General features: G+C 66.8%; 13 protein-coding genes, 1 tRNA gene and 1 pseudogene. 9 read left to right on the plus strand and 6 right to left on the minus strand.

Annotated features, from left to right (window positions below):
• Position 1 precedes the first annotated feature (1 nt).
• Positions 2-2755 carry an aconitate hydratase AcnA gene (gene acnA, locus AC0MAZ_RS12070; RefSeq protein ID WP_475861213.1) on the minus strand — a complete coding sequence of 918 codons (2754 nt, stop codon included), beginning with the start codon at positions 2753-2755 and terminating at the stop codon, positions 2-4.
• Positions 2756-2974: 219 nt separating this feature from the next.
• Here acnA and rlmM point away from each other — a divergent pair, with 219 nt between their 5' ends.
• The 3 genes from rlmM to pdxB all read left to right on the plus strand — a co-directional run bounded on the left by rlmM (position 2975) and on the right by pdxB (position 5682).
• Entirely contained in the window at positions 2975-4039 is a 1065-nt protein-coding gene (gene rlmM, locus AC0MAZ_RS12075) for a 23S rRNA (cytidine(2498)-2'-O)-methyltransferase RlmM (RefSeq protein ID WP_232856035.1), read from the plus strand.
• A gap of 210 nt (positions 4040-4249) precedes the next feature.
• Entirely contained in the window at positions 4250-4492 is a 243-nt protein-coding gene (tusA, locus tag AC0MAZ_RS12080; protein WP_050704845.1) for a sulfurtransferase TusA, read from the plus strand.
• Positions 4493-4539: 47 nt separating this feature from the next.
• Positions 4540-5682, plus strand: coding sequence for a 4-phosphoerythronate dehydrogenase PdxB (gene pdxB, locus AC0MAZ_RS12085; protein ID WP_203647473.1), 1143 nt, complete (start codon positions 4540-4542; stop codon positions 5680-5682).
• Between the two features lie 53 nt (positions 5683-5735).
• On the opposite strand, the gene AC0MAZ_RS12090 is transcribed toward pdxB, so the two are convergent.
• The gene (locus tag AC0MAZ_RS12090) at positions 5736-5906 is read right to left on the minus strand and encodes a PA1571 family protein (protein ID WP_203647472.1); all 171 of its coding nucleotides are present in this window, start codon (positions 5904-5906) and stop codon (positions 5736-5738) included.
• 248 nt (positions 5907-6154) lie between these two features.
• Here AC0MAZ_RS12090 and AC0MAZ_RS12095 point away from each other — a divergent pair, with 248 nt between their 5' ends.
• The 4 genes and pseudogenes from AC0MAZ_RS12095 to mqo all read left to right on the plus strand — a co-directional run bounded on the left by AC0MAZ_RS12095 (position 6155) and on the right by mqo (position 11695).
• Entirely contained in the window at positions 6155-7918 is a 1764-nt protein-coding gene (locus AC0MAZ_RS12095; protein WP_254463438.1) for an ABC transporter transmembrane domain-containing protein, read from the plus strand.
• A gap of 771 nt (positions 7919-8689) precedes the next feature.
• A pseudogene (locus tag AC0MAZ_RS12100) lies at positions 8690-8800 on the plus strand (hypothetical protein); the annotation flags it as partial.
• A 228-nt stretch (positions 8801-9028) separates the two neighbouring features.
• Positions 9029-9733 (plus strand): methyl-accepting chemotaxis protein, encoded by a 705-nt coding sequence (locus tag AC0MAZ_RS12105; RefSeq protein WP_442964130.1) that lies wholly within the window; start codon positions 9029-9031, stop codon positions 9731-9733.
• Between the two features lie 396 nt (positions 9734-10129).
• Positions 10130-11695 (plus strand): malate dehydrogenase (quinone), encoded by a 1566-nt coding sequence (gene mqo / locus AC0MAZ_RS12110; RefSeq protein WP_475861215.1) that lies wholly within the window; start codon positions 10130-10132, stop codon positions 11693-11695.
• Positions 11696-11931: 236 nt separating this feature from the next.
• On the opposite strand, the gene AC0MAZ_RS12115 is transcribed toward mqo, so the two are convergent.
• A tRNA-Pro gene (locus AC0MAZ_RS12115) sits at positions 11932-12008 on the minus strand.
• 81 nt (positions 12009-12089) lie between these two features.
• On the minus strand, positions 12090-12311 hold the full coding sequence (locus AC0MAZ_RS12120; RefSeq protein WP_023632528.1) for a YgdI/YgdR family lipoprotein: 222 nt from the start codon (positions 12309-12311) through the stop codon (positions 12090-12092).
• A 170-nt stretch (positions 12312-12481) separates the two neighbouring features.
• On the opposite strand from AC0MAZ_RS12120, the gene moaB reads away from it, so the two are divergent.
• Positions 12482-13021 carry a molybdenum cofactor biosynthesis protein B gene (gene moaB / locus AC0MAZ_RS12125; protein ID WP_046856412.1) on the plus strand — a complete coding sequence of 180 codons (540 nt, stop codon included), beginning with the start codon at positions 12482-12484 and terminating at the stop codon, positions 13019-13021.
• Positions 13005-14225 (plus strand): molybdopterin molybdotransferase MoeA, encoded by a 1221-nt coding sequence (locus AC0MAZ_RS12130; protein WP_475861217.1) that lies wholly within the window; start codon positions 13005-13007, stop codon positions 14223-14225. Before moaB ends, AC0MAZ_RS12130 begins: the two co-directional genes overlap by 17 nt.
• Here AC0MAZ_RS12130 and AC0MAZ_RS12135 read toward each other — a convergent pair.
• Together AC0MAZ_RS12135 and AC0MAZ_RS12140 are read right to left on the minus strand one after the other, a co-directional pair.
• The gene (locus AC0MAZ_RS12135; protein ID WP_110738539.1) at positions 14214-15449 is read right to left on the minus strand and encodes a glycosyltransferase family 4 protein; all 1236 of its coding nucleotides are present in this window, start codon (positions 15447-15449) and stop codon (positions 14214-14216) included. The genes AC0MAZ_RS12130 and AC0MAZ_RS12135 overlap by 12 nt on opposite strands.
• A 63-nt stretch (positions 15450-15512) precedes the next feature.
• Positions 15513-16970, minus strand: a complete 1458-nt coding sequence (locus tag AC0MAZ_RS12140) for a mannose-1-phosphate guanylyltransferase/mannose-6-phosphate isomerase (RefSeq protein WP_475861219.1) — start codon at positions 16968-16970, stop codon at positions 15513-15515.
• Positions 16971-17063 lie beyond the last annotated feature (93 nt).

Below are 17063 nucleotides of genomic sequence, written 5' to 3' on the forward strand. Positions count from 1 at the left end.
ACTATCGCCTGCTTTGCTCCGCGATCAATTGCCGCAGCACATAATGCAGGATCCCTCCCGACTTGAAGTACTCCACCTCATTGAGGGTATCGATCCGGCACAGCACCTCGATCTGCTCCTGGCGCCCGTCCTCGTGGGTGATGCGCACCGGCAGGCTCATGCCCGGGCGGATCTGCGCGCCGCCAAGGCCCAGCACATCGATGCGTTCCTTGCCGGTCAGCCCCAGGCGCTTGCGGTCGTCGCCGGCCTTGAACTGCAGCGGCAGCACGCCCATGCCCACCAGGTTTGAGCGGTGGATGCGCTCGAAACTCTCCGCCAGCACCGCCTTGACCCCCAGCAGGTTGGTGCCCTTGGCCGCCCAGTCGCGGCTGGAGCCGGTGCCGTATTCCTGCCCGGCGATCACCACCAGTGGCGTGCCGTCCTGCTGGTAGCGCATGGCGGCATCGTAGATCGACAGTTTTTCGCCCGTGGGTACGTACAGGGTGTTGCCGCCTTCCTCGCCACCGAGCATCTCGTTGCGGATGCGAATGTTGGCGAAGGTGCCGCGCATCATCACCTCATGGTTGCCGCGCCGTGAACCGTAGGAGTTGAAGTCCCGTGGTTCCACGCCCTTGCCGCGCAGGTAGCGGCCGGCCGGGCTGTCGGCCTTGATGTTGCCGGCCGGGGAGATATGGTCGGTGGTCACCGAGTCGCCGAGCAGGGCGAGGATGCGCGCGCCGTGGATATCGCCGATTTCCGGCAGTGGACCACCGATATCGTCGAAGAACGGCGGGTGCTGGATATAGGTGGAGTCGTCCTGCCAGACATAGGTGGCCGCCTGGGGCACCTCGATGGCCTGCCACTGGGCGTCGCCGGCGAACACTTCGGCGTACTCCTTGTGGAACATGCCCGTGTCGACCTTGCGCACGGCCTCGGCGATTTCCTGCTGGCTTGGCCAGATATCGCGCAGGTACACGGGCTTGCCGTCCTTGCCGGTACCCAGGGCGTCCTTGGTCAGGTCCAGCCGCACGCTGCCGGCCAGGGCATAGGCCACTACCAGCGGCGGCGAGGCCAGCCAGTTGGTCTTGACCAGCGGGTGCACCCGGCCTTCGAAGTTGCGGTTGCCCGACAGCACCGAAGCGACGGTGAGGTCGGCGCTGCCGATGGCTTTCTCGATCGCCTCGTCCAGGGGGCCGGAGTTGCCGATGCAGGTGGTGCAGCCATAGCCAACCAGGTCGAAGCCAAGCTGGTCGAGGTAAGGTGTCAGGCCCGCGGCCTTGTAGTAGTCGGTGACCACCTTGGAACCTGGCGCCAGTGAGCTCTTGACCCAGGGTTTGCGGGTCAGGCCCTTCTCCACGGCTTTTTTCGCCACCAACCCGGCCGCCATCATCACGCTGGGGTTCGAGGTATTGGTGCAGGAGGTGATGGCGGCGATCACCACGGCGCCGTCGCGCAGGGTGTGAGTCTGGTTTTCGTGGGTGTAGTCGATCTCGCCGGCCTGGTCGGCATTGCCCACCGCCACACCGCCGCCGCCCTCGCTTTCCAGGCGGCCGACCTCCTTGGCCAGTGGTTTGGGCTGCAGCTCGATGAAGTGGTCGAAGGCCTGGGCGACCTGGCCCAGGGCGACCCGGTCCTGCGGGCGCTTGGGCCCGGCGAGGCTGGCTTCGACGTCGTTCATGTCCAGCGCCAGGGTATCGCTGAACAGCGGCTCCTGGCCCGGCAGGCGCCACAGGCCCTGGGCCTTGCTGTAGGCCTCGACCAGTTGCACGGCCTCCTCGGGGCGACCGGACAGGCGCAGGTAGTCCAGGGTTACCTGGTCCACCGGGAAGAAGCCGCAGGTGGCGCCGTACTCGGGAGCCATGTTGGCGATGGTGGCGCGGTCGGCCAGCGGCAGGTCGGCCAGGCCGTCACCATAGAACTCGACGAACTTGCCCACCACGCCCTTCTTGCGCAGCATCTGCGTCACCGTCAGCACCAGGTCGGTGGCGGTGATGCCCTCGCGCAGCTTGCCGGTGAGCTTGAAGCCGATCACCTCGGGGATCAGCATCGACACCGGCTGGCCGAGCATTGCCGCCTCGGCTTCGATGCCGCCCACGCCCCAGCCGAGCACGCCCAGGCCGTTGATCATGGTGGTGTGCGAGTCGGTGCCGACCAGGGTGTCGGGGAAGGCATAGGTGCGGCCGTCCGCTTCGCGGGTCCACACGGTGCGGCCCAGGTACTCGAGGTTGACCTGGTGGCAGATGCCGGTGCCCGGCGGTACCACGCGGAAGTTGTCGAAGGCGCTCTGGCCCCAGCGCAGGAAGGCGTAGCGCTCGCCGTTGCGTTGCATCTCGATGTCGACGTTCTGGGCGAAGGCATTGGGGCTGGCGTAGCGGTCGACCATTACCGAGTGGTCGATCACCAGGTCCACCGGCGACAACGGGTTGATCCGCTGCGGGTCGCCGCCGGCCTTGGCCATCGCAGCGCGCATGGCGGCCAGGTCGACCACCGCCGGTACGCCGGTGAAGTCCTGCATCAGCACCCGCGCCGGGCGGTACTGGATCTCGCGATCGGAGCGACGCTCCTGCAGCCACTGGGCCAGGGCGCGCAGGTCGTCGCCGGTGACGGTCTTGCCGTCTTCCCAGCGCAGCAGGTTTTCCAGCAGCACCTTCAGCGACATGGGCAGGCGTTGCAGGTCGCCGAGCTGGCGCGCGGCGTCGGGCAGGCTGAAATAGTGGTAGGCGCGGTCGGCCACCTGGAGGGTCTTGAGGGTTTTCAGGCTATCGAGCGAGGGCATTTACAACTCCTTGTGCTCCGGTGCCCGGCGACTGCGGGTCGCTCGCCGGTGTCACCGCTCTGGACCGGTCCGCACGGCACGGACCTGGCTGAACAGTCAGGTTAGACCGGTTTGTCCGCCCTGACCCTTTTCTGGACCGATGGGGCGTGTCGTCGGTTCCGATCTTCCTTTATCATTCGCCGCCCTGGCGCCGTCTGCGCCAGTGATGTGGAGTGAGAAATGAATACCCTGTTCATGCATTGCCGGCCCGGCTTCGAGGGCGAGGTCTGCGCCGAAATCAGCGAACACGCCGCCCACCTGGGCGTGGCCGGCTATGCCAAGGGCAAGCCGCAGAGTGCCTGTGCCGAGTTCGTCTGCAGCGAGGCGGACGGTGCCCAACGCATGATGCAGACGCTGCGCTTTTCGCAGCTGATCTTCCCGCGCCAGTGGGCCCGCGGCGCCTACGTCGAGCTGCCGGAGACCGACCGCATCAGCGTGCTGCTCGAGCACCTTGCCGCGCTGCCGGTGTGCGGCAGCCTTTGGCTGGAAGTGCTCGACAGCAACGACGGCAAGGAACTGTCGACCTTCTGCCGCAAGTTCGAAGTACCGCTGCGCAAGGCCCTGGAAAAGGCCGGACGGCTGGTGGACGACGCCCGGCGGCCGCGCCTGCTGCTGACCTTCATCAGTGGCCGGCGGGTGTTCCTGGGGCTGGCCGAGGCCGACAACTCGGCGCTGTGGCCGATGGGCATCCCGCGCCTGAAGTTCCCCCGCGAAGCCCCCAGCCGCTCGACCCTCAAGCTCGAGGAGGCGTGGCACCAGTTCATTCCCCGCGAGCAGTGGGACCAGCGCCTGAACGACGACATGACCGGCGTCGACCTGGGCGCCGCCCCCGGCGGCTGGACCTACCAGCTGGTCAAGCGCGGCATGCTGGTGACCGCCATCGACAACGGGCCGATGGCCGAAAGCCTGATGGACACTGGCCTGGTCACCCACCTGATGGCTGACGGCTTCACCTGGAAACCCCGCCAGACCGTGGACTGGATGGTCTGCGACATCGTCGAGAAGCCGGCGCGCACCGCCTCGCTGATCGAGACCTGGCTGGGCGAAGGACTGTGCCGCGAGGCAGTGGTCAACCTGAAGCTGCCGATGAAGCAGCGCCATGCCGAGGTGCGCAAGCTGCTCGAGCGCATCGAGGCCGGGTTCAAGGCGCGCAAGGTGAAGGTGTCGATCGCCTGCAAGCAGCTGTATCACGACCGCGAGGAAGTGACCTGCCACCTGCGCCGGTTGGACCTGAAACCGCGTTAAACGGGTTTGCCCGGCCACTGTAGGAGCGGCCTTGTGCCGCGAAAGGGCCGCAAAGCGGCCCCAGGATTTCAGCGTGAAAGCAGAAATTGCCGGGGCTGCTCTGCAGCCCTTTCGCGGCACAAGGCCGCTCCTACAGGGGGCTTCGGTTCTCAGCCCCTTGGAGCACCTCGACCGATGCGCCACAATGACGATCATTTTGCGGAGCCCTACATGACCGATTTCACCCACGACGCGATCCTCGACGCCACCGGCCTGAACTGCCCGGAGCCGGTGATGATGCTGCACAAGCACGTGCGCGAGCTGGCCGGCGGCGGCGTGCTCAAGGTGATCGCCACCGACCCGTCGACCCGTCGCGACATTCCCAAGTTCTGCATCTTCCTCGGCCACGAGTTGCTCGGCCAGCAGGAAGAGGCCGGCACCTACCTGTACTGGATCCGCAAGAAGGCCGACTGAGCCGGCTGCGATCGCGCTACACTGCGCTCCCCTGACAGGAGAGCACCATGCTGATAGTTGCCGACGAGAATATCCCGCTGCTCGATGCCTTCTTCGCCGGTTTCGGCGAGATCCGCCGCTACCCCGGCCGGGCCATCGACGCCGCCTGCGTCAAGGACGCCGACGTGCTGCTGGTGCGCTCGGTGACCCGCGTCGACCGGCAACTGCTCGAAGGCAGCCGGGTGCGCTTTGTCGGCACCTGCACCATCGGCACCGATCACCTCGACCTCGACTATTTCGCCCAGGCCGGTATCCACTGGAGCAGCGCGCCGGGCTGCAACGCCCGTGGCGTGGTGGACTACGTGCTGGGCAGCCTGCTGACCCTGGCCGAACTCGACGGCGTTGACCTGGCCAAGCGCGTCTATGGCGTGGTCGGCGCCGGCGAGGTCGGCGGGCGCCTGGTGCGGGTGCTGCATGGCCTGGGCTGGAAGGTGCTGGTGTGCGACCCGGTGCGCCAGGCCAGCGAGGGCGGCGACTTTGTCGACCTTCAGACGATCCTCGAGCAGTGCGACGTGATCAGCCTGCACACGCCGCTGCAACGCGGCGGCGATCACCCGACCTGGCACCTGCTCGACCAGCCGCGCCTGGCCCGCTTGCGTGCCGGCGCCTGGCTGATCAACGCCAGCCGCGGCCCGGTGGTGGACAACGCGGCCCTGCGCGAACTGCTGCTGGATCGCGAGGATCTGCACGCGGTGCTTGATGTGTGGGAGGGCGAGCCGCAGGTGGACCTGCAACTGGCCGACCTGTGCACCCTGGCCACGCCGCATATCGCCGGCTACAGCCTGGACGGCAAGCAGCGGGGCACGGCGCAGATCTACCAGGCCTTCTGCCGCTGGCGCGGGGAGCCCGAGCAGGTGCGCCTGGCCGACCTGTTGCCGGCGCCGGGTCTGGCGCAGATCGAGTTTGACCCGAGCGCGGATCCGGCGTGGGCATTGGCCACCCTGTGCCGGGCGGTCTACGACCCACGTCGCGACGATGCGGATTTTCGTCGCAGCCTGAGCGAAGAGCCGGCCGAACAGCGTGCAGCGTTCGACCTGCTGCGCAAGCACTACCCGGTAAGGCGCGAGATCGAGGGGCTGGCGGTACGTGTCCGTGGAGAGGCGCCGCAGCTGGTGCAACTGGTCAGCGCACTGGGGGCGGTGCTGGCCTGACGGCCAGCCAATAAAAACCCGGCGCAAGCGCCGGGTTGCACGCAATTCGGGGGTCAGGCCTTGCCGACTTTCTTGACCCGGCTGTCTTCCAGGTCCTTGCAGGCCTTCTGGATCATCTGCTCGGTGATCGGGACCTCGCGGCCCTGGGCATCGATGATCGAGCCGCAGACCTGAGGTTGCGGACGGTTCTGGTTCTTGGGCGTATCGGTGTGCTGCAAGCTCATATCCTGTCTCCTCTTTCAGGTTCAAGCTCAAGGTAGTGCTTCGCCGTGACTGGTCTGTGACAGTTTCTTCGGCGTCATGCCGGAACAGTCCAACAGAAAGCGCGACAAAGCTCCAGACACAGGTTAGAACGAATGAGCATAGTCACTGTTGTTCTGTTCGATCATGGGACGGCGACGGATTCCCAGGCGTTGCATGGGGCCGACGAGTGGTAGTCTTGGTCTAATCCGTGCAAAGAACGACTTTCGCCATGCCCGAGCCAATCTCTCCCCGCCAGCGCCGCGCCCTGCACCTGGGCTGGCATTTCGTGCGCCCCTATCGCCGCCAGGCGCTACTGGCCTTGCTGGCGCTGGTGGTCACCGCCGCCATCACCCTGTCCATGGGGCAGGGCATCCGCCTGTTGGTCGACCAGGGGTTCATGACCGGTTCGGCGCACCAGCTCAACCAGACCATCGGCCTGTTCCTGCTGCTGGTGATGGCGCTGGCGGTGGGGACCTTTGCCCGTTTCTACCTGGTGTCGTGGATCGGCGAGCGCTGCGTGGCCGATATCCGCCGGGCGGTATTCGACCACCTGATCGGCCTGCACCCGGGATTTTTCGAGGACAACCGCAGCTCGGAAATCCAGTCGCGGCTGACCGCCGACACCACCTTGCTGCAGTCGGTGATCGGTTCGTCGCTGTCGATGTTCCTGCGCAACGCGCTGATGGTGCTGGGCGGGGTGATCCTGCTGTTCGTCACCAACCCCAAGCTGACCAGCATCGTGGTGCTGGCCTTGCCCCTGGTGCTGGCGCCGATCCTGCTGTTCGGGCGGCGCGTGCGCAGCCTGTCGCGGCAGAGCCAGGACCGGGTGGCCGACGTGGGCAGCTATGTCGCCGAGACCCTCGGTCAGATCAAGACGGTGCAGGCCTACAACCATCAAGGGCATGACCAGGCGCGCTTCGCCGAGACCGTGGAGGCGGCGTTCGGCGTGGCGCGCCGGCGCATCGCCCAGCGTGCCTGGCTGATCACCCTGGTGATCGTGCTGGTGCTCGGGGCGGTAGGGGTGATGCTCTGGGTCGGCGGCATGGACGTGATCGCCGGACGCATCTCCGGCGGCGAGCTGGCCGCCTTCGTGTTCTACAGCCTGATCGTCGGCAGCGCCTTCGGCACCCTGAGCGAGGTGATCGGCGAACTGCAGCGTGCCGCCGGTGCCGCCGAGCGCATCGCCGAGCTGCTGGCGGCGCAGACGGCTATCCTGGCGCCGGCACGACCGCAGGGGCTGGCGCAGGGCCGTGCCACGGGTGACATCCAGCTGTGCGACGTGCGCTTCGCCTACCCGTCACGCCCCACTGCCGCTGCCATCGATGGCCTGAGCCTGCACATCCGCCCGGGCGAGACCGTGGCCCTGGTCGGGCCGTCGGGGGCCGGCAAGTCGACCCTGTTCGACCTGCTGCTGCGCTTCTACGACCCGCAGGGCGGCGCGATTCTGCTCGACGGCCAACCGATCACCGGGCTGGAGCCGGCCGAGCTGCGTCGCCAGTTCGCCCTGGTGGCCCAGCAGCCGGCGCTGTTCCGTGGCACGGTCGAGGCCAACATCCGCTACGGTCGGCCCGAGGCCAGTCTGGCCGAGGTCGAGGCGGCGGCGCGCGGCGCCCATGCCCATGAGTTCATCGCCCAGTTGCCCCAGGGCTACCAGACGCTCCTGGGTGAAGGCGGCGTGGGTTTGTCCGGCGGCCAGCGCCAGCGCCTGGCGATCGCCCGGGCGTTGCTGGTGGATGCGCCGATCCTGCTGCTGGACGAGGCCACCAGCGCCCTGGACGCGCAGAGCGAGCACCTGATCCAGCAGGCGTTGCCGCAGTTGATGGCCGGGCGCACCACGCTGGTCATCGCCCACCGCCTGGCGACGGTGCAGCATGCCGACCGCATCGCGGTGATCGACAAAGGCCGACTGGCTGCAGTCGGCAGCCATCGACAATTGATCGAGCAAAGCCCACTCTACGCACGCCTGGCCGCGCTGCAATTCAACCCGGCCTGAGCGGCTTGGTTGTCGCTGTTTTGTAACAATTCTGTAGCAATTGCCTGAGACTATCTGCCTCGGCGGTTGCGCAGGTGCTCGCCCTGGCTGCCATCGCCCGATGGCGGCTTTTTTGGGGCCAGCGAACGAGGACAAGGATGCCTCCGTCGGCGGTGCCGTCGCGCGCCGTTTTCCCTCTTCCTTGTTCCGAGATCCGCAATCTTGCGTAAATCCCTCAGAGTGCAAATTCTCTCCCTGCTCGGTGGCAGCCTGGTGGCGATCCTGCTGATCGCCCTGGTGTGTTTCCAGTTCCTGTCGTCCAGCGTGCGCGGCTATGCCGAGCTGGTGGACGGGCCGTTGCGTGCCTCGCAACTGATCGACGAAGCCAACCTGCAGTTCAAGATCCAGGTGCAGGAGTGGAAGAACGTGCTGCTGCGCGGTCGCCAGCCGGCGGAGCTGGACAAGTACTGGCAGCAGTTCCAGAGCCGCGAGCAGCAGGTGCAGCAGTTGCTGGGGCAATTGATCGACAGCAGTGAGCCGGCGCTCAAGGCGCGCCTGGAGCAGCTCAAGGCCAGCCACCGGCAGCTGGGCTCGGCCTATGAGCAGGGACGCCAGGCGTTCCTGGCCGCCGGCGGCGACCCGGTGGCGGGCGACCTGGCGGTCAAGGGCGTGGACCGGGCCACCAGCGACCAGATGAGCGCGCTGGTGGAGCAGTTGCGCGCCGACGCCCACGGGCGTGCCGGCGCCATCAGCGCCAGCGCCGAGCGCACGGTGTGGCTGGGCGTGCTGGTGATGCTGGGCTCGGCCGTGCTGGTCGGGCTGTTCAGCCTGTGGCTGGTCAATCGCAGCCTGGTCGAGCCGATTCGCCAGCTGATCGACTATGTCGCCCAGCTCAGCCAGGGGCGTTTCGCCGCCCGCGTCGACAGCCGCCGCGAGGATGAACTGGGGCGCCTGGCGCTGGCCGCCAACACCCTGCGCGACTTCCTCGCTGACACCGTCGGCCGCCTCAAGGACAACGCCGAGGAGCTGGAAAGTGCCAGCGGCCGGCTGCGCAGCATCGCCGGCGACATGGCCCATGGCACCCACGACCAGTTCCAGCGCACCGACCAGGTCGCCACGGCCATGCACGAGATGTCGGCCACCGCCCAGGAAGTGGCGCGCCACGCCGCCGACGCCGCCCGCGCCGCGGACGAGGCCGACCACAGCGCCCAGGCCGGCGAGCAGGTCATGCAGCGGACCATCGATACCATTGCCGTGGTCAACCGCGAGATCGCCGGTACCGCGACGGTGATCCGTCACCTGGAACACGACAGCACGCGGATCGGCAAGGTGCTCGAAGTGATTCGCGGCATCGCCGAGCAGACCAACCTGCTGGCGCTCAACGCCGCCATCGAGGCCGCCCGTGCCGGCGAGGCCGGGCGTGGTTTTGCGGTGGTGGCCGACGAGGTGCGCAGCCTCGCCCAGCGCACCGCGGCGTCGATCGCCGAGATCCACCAGATCATCGAGGCGGTGCAATCGGGCGCGGTGGAGGCGGTCAAGGCCATCGAGAGCGGCCAGCAGCGCAGCGAGGAGGGCGCCGAGCAGGTGCAGCAGGCCGGGCAGATGCTGCAGCGCATCACCACGGCGGTTGAAGCGATCCGCGACATGAACCGGCAGATCGCCACCGCCGCAGAGGAACAGACCAGCGTCGCCGAGGACATCTCGCGCAACCTGGTCGAGATCACCCGCATCGCCACCGCCAACCAGGAGGCCGTGCAGCACACCGAGCAAGCCGGGCAGCGCCTGCATGGGTTGTCGGGCCAGTTGGGCGAAGTCACTTCCCGCCTCACTGCCTGACAAGCCTGCACGATCCCTGTGTAGGAGCGGCCTTGTGCCGCGAACGGGCCGCAAAGCGGCCCCGGCTATTTTCGCCATGGCGCTGATATCCTGGGGCTGCTGCGCAACCCTTTCGCGGCACGAGGCCGCTCCTACAGGCGTTCGGGGGAAAACCGCCATTCCTCAGGCAAAGTACCCATCCATTTGGCGGATTGCCGCCAACCCGCCCCTGCCAAGCCCACTGCGCCATTGGCCCAGGCCAACCTGGCACACTCCCTGCTTTACGGCGCTCCGGGCCACGGCCCGAGGCGATCGTGCCCCGATTTCGCAAGACTCCTGCTGACCAGAACAACAACATCCGGGCGTGCACGCCGGGGGCAACGACTGCCAGTCCTTCACTTCAATTGGATTGAGCTAATGAAAAAAATCCTGCTGACGCTCCTGTGCCTGAGCGTCATCGGCTGCTCCAAGCCCGCGGAGCCACAGAAGTCCGTCGATGTCCTGCTGATCGGCGGCGGCATCATGAGTGCGAGCCTGGGGACCTACCTCACCGAGCTGGAACCGAACTGGAAGGTCGACGTCTACGAGCGCATGGACCAGGTCGCCGAGGAAAGTTCCAACGCCTGGAACAACGCCGGCACCGGCCACTCGGCGTTCTGCGAGCTGAACTACACCAGCGTCGGCAAGGACGGCAGCATCGACATCAGCAAGGCGGTCAACGTCAACGAGCAGTTCGAGGTGTCCAAGCAGTTCTGGGCCTACCAGGTCGAGCAGGGCGTGCTGAGCAACCCGCGTTCGTTCATCAACAATGTGCCGCACATGAGCTTCGTCTGGGGTGACGACAACGTCGCCTTCCTGCACAAGCGCGTCGAGGCCCTGCAACACAGCTCGCTGTTCCGTGGCATGGAGATCACCGAGGACCACGAGCAGATCCGCAAGTGGGTGCCGCTGGTAATGGAAGGCCGTGATCCCGGGCAGAAAGTGGCCGCGACCCGCATGGCCATCGGCACCGACGTGAACTTCGGCGAGATCACCCGCCAGCTGTTCGCCTCCATGACCCGCAATCCCAATGTGCAACTGCACCTGAGCCATGAAGTGCGCGACATCGTGCGCAACGACGATGGCAGCTGGAACGTGGTAGTGGCCGACCTGGCCAACGGCGGCAAGGAGTCTTCGGTCAAGGCCAGGTTCGTCTTCATCGGTGCCGGTGGCGGCGCGCTCAAGCTGCTGCAGAAGTCCGGTATTGCGGAAGCTGAAGGCTATGCAGGCTTCCCGGTCGGTGGCCAGTTCCTGATGACCGACAACGCTGACCTGGTTGCCCGCCACAAGGCCAAGCTGTACGGCAAGGCCTCGGTCGGCGCGCCGCCGATGTCGGTGCCGCACCTGGACACCCGGGTGATCGATGGCAAGGAAGTGCTGCTGTTCGGTCCGTTCGCGACCTTCTCCACCAAGTACCTCAAGCACGGCTCGCTGCTGGACATGTTCAGCTCGCTGACCACCCACAACATCAGCCCGATGATGCATGCCGGCATCGACAACATTGACCTGAGCACCTACCTGATGGGTCAGCTGATGCTCAGTTTCGATGACCGCATGGCGGCCCTGCGCGAGTACTTCCCCAACGCCAAGAACGAAGACTGGAAACTGCTCCAGGCCGGCCAGCGCGTGCAGGTGATCAAGAAGGATCCCGAGCACGGTGGCGTGCTGCAGTTCGGTACCGAAGTGGTGGCCGCCGAGGACGGCAGCATTGCCGCGCTGCTAGGCGCTTCGCCCGGCGCCTCGACCGCCGCGCCGATCATGCTGAGCGTGCTGGAGAAGACCTTCAAGGATCGGATCAAGAGTGCCGAGTGGCAAGCCAAGCTCAAGGAGATCGTGCCGACCTACGGCCAGAAGCTGAACAACGACCTCGAGCTGACCAACAAGACCCGTGAGTGGAGCAGTGCGCGCCTGCAACTGCTGTACGTGCCGGTGTTGCCGGAGTAACCGTGTGAGCTGAGCGTGGGAGCGGCGCCAGCCTGTAGGAGCGGCCTTGCGCCGCGAAAGGGCCGCAAAGCGGCCCTGGCGATCTTTGCAACAACGCTGAAATCCCGGGGCTGCTGTGCAGCCCTTTCGCGGCACAAGGCCGCTCCTACAGGGCCCAGTGTTGCCTGATGCAGGGCGCCACCAGGCCTTTTCGCAGGCAACAAAAAACCCGCTCGAAGCGGGTTTTTTGCGGGATATGGTCGGAGAGACAGGATTCGAACCTGCGGCCTTCTCGTCCCGAACGAGACGCGCTACCTGGCTGCGCTACACTCCGATGTCCAAAATGCTACTGCATCGCTTTTTTCAACGCAACCCCTTGTTGCAAAAAGGAGTTGCGCTAAAAAGCGGGACTGGATCACAGCTCCTTGACGGTGCGGATCTGGTCCTTGTTGATGCGCGTGCGCTTGCCGTCGAGCTGCTCGAATTCGTAGAAACCGGAATCGTCGTCATAGGATGGGGTGTCCACCGCCTGGATCTCGCGGCCGTCGTTGAGGGTGATGACGGTTGGCGAGGCGCAGCCGGCGAGGGCGCCCAGGCCCAGGGCAAGCAGGAAGGCGGGAAGGGTCCGTTGGATCATCGTGTTTCTCCAGTGCGATGGTGCTAGATGTCATTAAGACGCAGGGCGTCCACGCAAGTTCCTTGCACAGTGCAGCATAGCGCCATCGCGGCGGCATTGACCAAGAACAACGCCGCGGGCGGCCTGTGATATAACAGCGCACATTCCCAGTTACCCTGCGACGGACTCCCATGAAAGCCAAGGCAGATACCCCTTTCGTTGCGCTGAACATCGCCGTGCTGACGGTCAGCGACACCCGCACCTTTGACACCGACACCTCCGGCCAGCTGTTCGTCGATCGCCTGAGCGCCGCCGGCCACCGCTTGGCCGAGCGGGTGCTGCTCAAGGACGACCTGTACAAGATCCGCGCCCAGGTCGCGACCTGGATCGCCGACGACCAGGTGCAGGTGGTGCTGATCACCGGCGGCACCGGTTTCACCGGCCGCGACAGTACCCCGGAAGCCGTGGCGTGCCTGCTGGACAAGCAGGTCGAGGGCTTCGGCGAGCTGTTCCGGCAGATCTCGGTGGCCGATATCGGCACCTCCACCGTGCAGTCCCGCGCCCTGGCCGGGCTTGCCAACGGCACCCTGGTCTGCTGCCTGCCGGGCTCGACCAACGCCGTGCGCACCGGTTGGGACGGCATCCTTGCCGAGCAGCTGGACGCCCGTCATCGGCCGTGCAATTTCGTGCCGCACCTGAAGCAGGCGGCGGCCTGTGACAGCCGTGGCTGAGGTGGCCCGGCCCTTGATGCCGGTGGAAGAGGCCCTGGAGCGCCTGCTGGCGCTGGCCGACACGGCGCCCATCGCCGAGACCGAACAGGTACCGCTGGCCGAGGCCGAAGGGCGGGTCCTGGCCCATGAGCTGGTGGCTGGCCTCGACCTGCCGCCGTGGCCCAACAGCGCCATGGACGGCTACGCGCTGCGCCTGGCCGACTGTCAGGGCGAACCGCTGCGGGTGACCCAGCGCATCTTCGCCGGGCATGCACCACAGCCCCTGGAACCTGGCACCTGCGCACGGATCTTCACCGGCGCGCCGCTGCCGGAAGGTGCCGATTGCGTCGAGATGCAGGAAAACACCGAGGTGCTCGAGGATGGTCGGGTGCGTTTCCTCGAACCGCTGGCGCTGGCGCAGAACGTTCGCCCCAAGGGCCAGGAAACCCGTTTCGGCGAACAGGTGATGAGCGCCGGCACGCGGCTGGGCCCGATCCAGCTCGGGCTGGCCGCGACCCTGGGTTTCGGCACGCTCGAAGTGCGGCGTCGGCCCCGGGTGGCGGTGCTGTCGACCGGCGACGAACTGGTCGAGCCGGGCCTGGCCCTGGGCCCCGGGCAGATCTACAACAGCAACCGACGCCTGCTGGTCAGCTGGCTGCAACGCCTGGGCTGCACGGTGGTCGACGCCGGCATCCTCCCGGACGATCTCGAGCGCACCCGCCAGTGCCTGGGCGGGCTGGGCGATGTCGACCTGATCCTGTCCACCGGAGGCGTGTCGGTGGGCGAGGCCGATTTCCTCGGCCTGGCCCTGCGCGAGGCGGGCGAGCTGGCGCTGTGGAAGCTGGCGATCAAGCCGGGCAAGCCGCTGACCTTCGGCCATTACCAGGGGGTGCCGGTGATCGGCCTGCCGGGCAATCCGGCCTCGACCCTGGTCACCTTCGGCCTGCTGACCCGGCCCTACTTGCTGCGTCGAATGGGCGTGGCCCATGTCGCGCCGCTGCGCTTCAGCGTGCCGGCGGGTTTCGACTGGCCCAAGGCCGGAACGCGCCGCGAGTACCTGCGGGCACGCATCGAGGACGGTCGCGTGCGCATCTACAAGAACCAGAGCTCCGGCGTGCTGCGCAGCGCGGCATGGGCCGATGGCGTGGTGGAGGTGCTCGAAGGCACGACGCCGCAACAGGGCGATGCGGTGACGTTCATTCCGTTCAGCGAGCTACTTGGCTAGCACGCCGCCGGCGGCTGCGGCGCCGGCCGGCGCCAGCTGGGTCAGGCGCATGTGCACGTTCTCCAGCTGCTGGGCGGCGACGCTCCAGTCATGACGCTGGCGGGCGAACTGGCGCCCGGCCTCACTGAGCTGGCACATGCGCCATGGCTGGTTGAGCAGCTGGGTGACCAGCAGCGCCAGTTGGCCGCTGTCGTCGCTGCCCAGGTAGTGCTCGCCGTTGTTCATGGCCAGGCCCGAGGCGCCCTTGCTGGTGGTGATCACCGGCAGCCCGGCGGCCATGGCTTCGAGGATCTTCACCTTGGAGCCGCCAGCATGGCGCAGCGGCGCGAAAAAAAGCGCCGAGCGCCGTTGCAGCTCGCGCAGGTCGGGGCGATAGCCCACCCACTCGATGCGCGGGTCGTTCCAGTGCAGCTTCCAGCTGGCCGGCAGGGCGTGGCCGGCAATGGCCAGGCGCACCGCCGGATTGCTCATCCACACCTGAGGCAGGATCTCTTCCAGCGCCCATTCGATGGCCTCCAGGTTGGCGCCGTACTCGAAATTGCCGACGAACAGCAGACGCTGGCTGTGCGGCGTGGGGCGAACCTCCTGGTAGTGGTCGCAGTCCACGCCATTGACCACCACGTTCACCGGGCGCCCGCTGATCTGGCCGATAAGCTCGGCATCATGGGCGCTGACCGCCACCACCTCGGTGGGCTGGCGCAGCACTCGCTGCTCCCAGCGCCGGTAGCGCCAGCGGTCGAAGGCGTTCAGCGGCCGTAGCCACAGGGGCAAGCGGTCGTGGCAGGCGGCGCCCATCACCGATTCCAGGTAGTGCTCGCTGAGCATGTAGGGCAGGCCACGGGCCTGCAAGGCCTTCTCGAACGGCTGGAAACTGTAGCTGTGCTCGATCTGGATCACGTCCCAGGGTTCGTCCAGCAACTGCTCGAAGCGGTGCCTCAGGCAGGGCGCCAGGCCATTGATGATGGCCCGCATGGGGTAGTCGATGATGGGCGAGGCCAGCAGGTTCAGCGGGCTGTGCAGCGCGCGCCGGGGCAGCACCACCAGGCGCTCCACCAGCGGCTCCAGGGCCTCGCGCGCCGCGTCGCTCAACGGGACCTTGGACTGCACCAGCAAGGTGATCCGGTGGCCATGCTGCGCCAGGGCGCGCAGCAGGTGGTATTGCCGGGTCTTGCTGCCGCTGGTGGTGGGCCAGGGCAGGTAGGGCAGGGTCCAGAGTATGCGCATGAGCCCGAATCCTCGCGGTTGGCCGGGTGTCGGCCCTGGATGGCAAAACGCGCCCTCTGGCAGTCAAGCAGGTGCTGCTGCTGCCGGGGCGCGTCCATAGATATCAGTAAAGCGTACGATGTCGTCTTCGCCCAGGTATTCGCCGCTTTGCACCTCGATCATCACCAGGTCGATGACGCCGGGGTTGGTCAGGCGGTGGCTGCGTCCGGGCTTGATGAAGGTCGACTCGTTGGTGTCGAGCAGAAACTCCTCTTCACCGTTGGTCACGCAGGCCATGCCGCTGACCACGATCCAGTGCTCGCTGCGGTGATGGTGCATCTGCAGCGACAGCGATTCGCCGGGGCGGACCATGATGCGCTTGATCTTGAACCGTGGCCCTTCCTCGAGCACGGTGTACAGGCCCCAGGGGCGGGTCACGGTGCGGTGCAGGCGGTAGGCGTCGTGGCCCTGGCGCTTGAGTTGCTGGGCGATCACCTTGACCTCCTGGCTGCGCGCGGCATCGGCGATCAGCAGGGCGTCGGGGGTGTCGATGACGATCAGGTTGTCCAGGCCCACCGCGCCCACCAGCCGACGCGGTGAGTCGATGTAGCAGTTGCTCACGTCATGCAGCACGGTTTCGCCGTTGCAATGATTGCCCTGGCTGTCGGCCGGGCGCAGCTCGCGCACCGCTTCCCAACTGCCGATATCACTCCAGCCGATGGCGCAGGGCACCACGGCCACCTGGGTGGAGGGCTCCATGAGTGCGTAGTCGATGGAGATGTCGGGGGCCTGCGCGAAACTGTCGGCGTCGAGTTCCACCTGCTGGCCGCACGTCCCCTCCTTGAACAGGCTCTGCGCCAGGCAATGGGTCACGTTGTGCAGCACCTCGGGGGCATGGGCCTGCAGCTCCTGCAGCACGGTGCCCGCGCGCAGGCAGAACATGCCGGCGTTCCACAGGTACCGGCCTCCGTCCAGGTAGGCCTGGGCGGTGTCGGCGTCGGGCTTTTCGACGAAGCGGGCGACCCGATAGCCGTCGTCACCCAGTACCTCTCCTTGTTCGATGTAGCCGAAGCCGGTTTCGGCGCGGGTCGGCAGCAGGCCGAAGGTGGTCAGCCAACCTTTTCCGGCCAGGGCCATGGCCCGCTGGACGGCCGCCTCGAAGGCGCCCTGGTCCTGGATCAGGTGGTCGGCGGGCAGCACCAGCAGCAGGCTGTCCTCGCCATGCAGGCGGGCGCAGTGCAGCGCCGCGGCGGCGATGGCGGGGGCGGTGTTGCGGCCGAAAGGTTCGAGGATGAAGTCGAGGGCGATACGCTGGGTACTGACCTGGCGATACTCGTCCTGGGTACGGAACACCACTTCGCGGTTGGTCACCGTGAGCACCCGTTCGACGCCGGGCAGGCTGCTGGCGCGGCTGAAGGTCTTCTGCAGCAGGCTCATGCCATCGGGCAGGCGCATGAAGGGCTTGGGCATGGCCTCGCGGGAGACCGGCCACAATCGGGTACCGGCGCCGCCAGCGATGATGCAGGGAATCAGAACGCTCATAGTCACAGCCTCGAATCAGGGCGCCGGGGGCAGCGCAATGCAAGGAAATCACGACCTGTCAGGCGTCTGGCGGCACAAAGTCAATAAAATGAC

Source organism: Pseudomonas sp. A, from assembly GCF_056270345.1.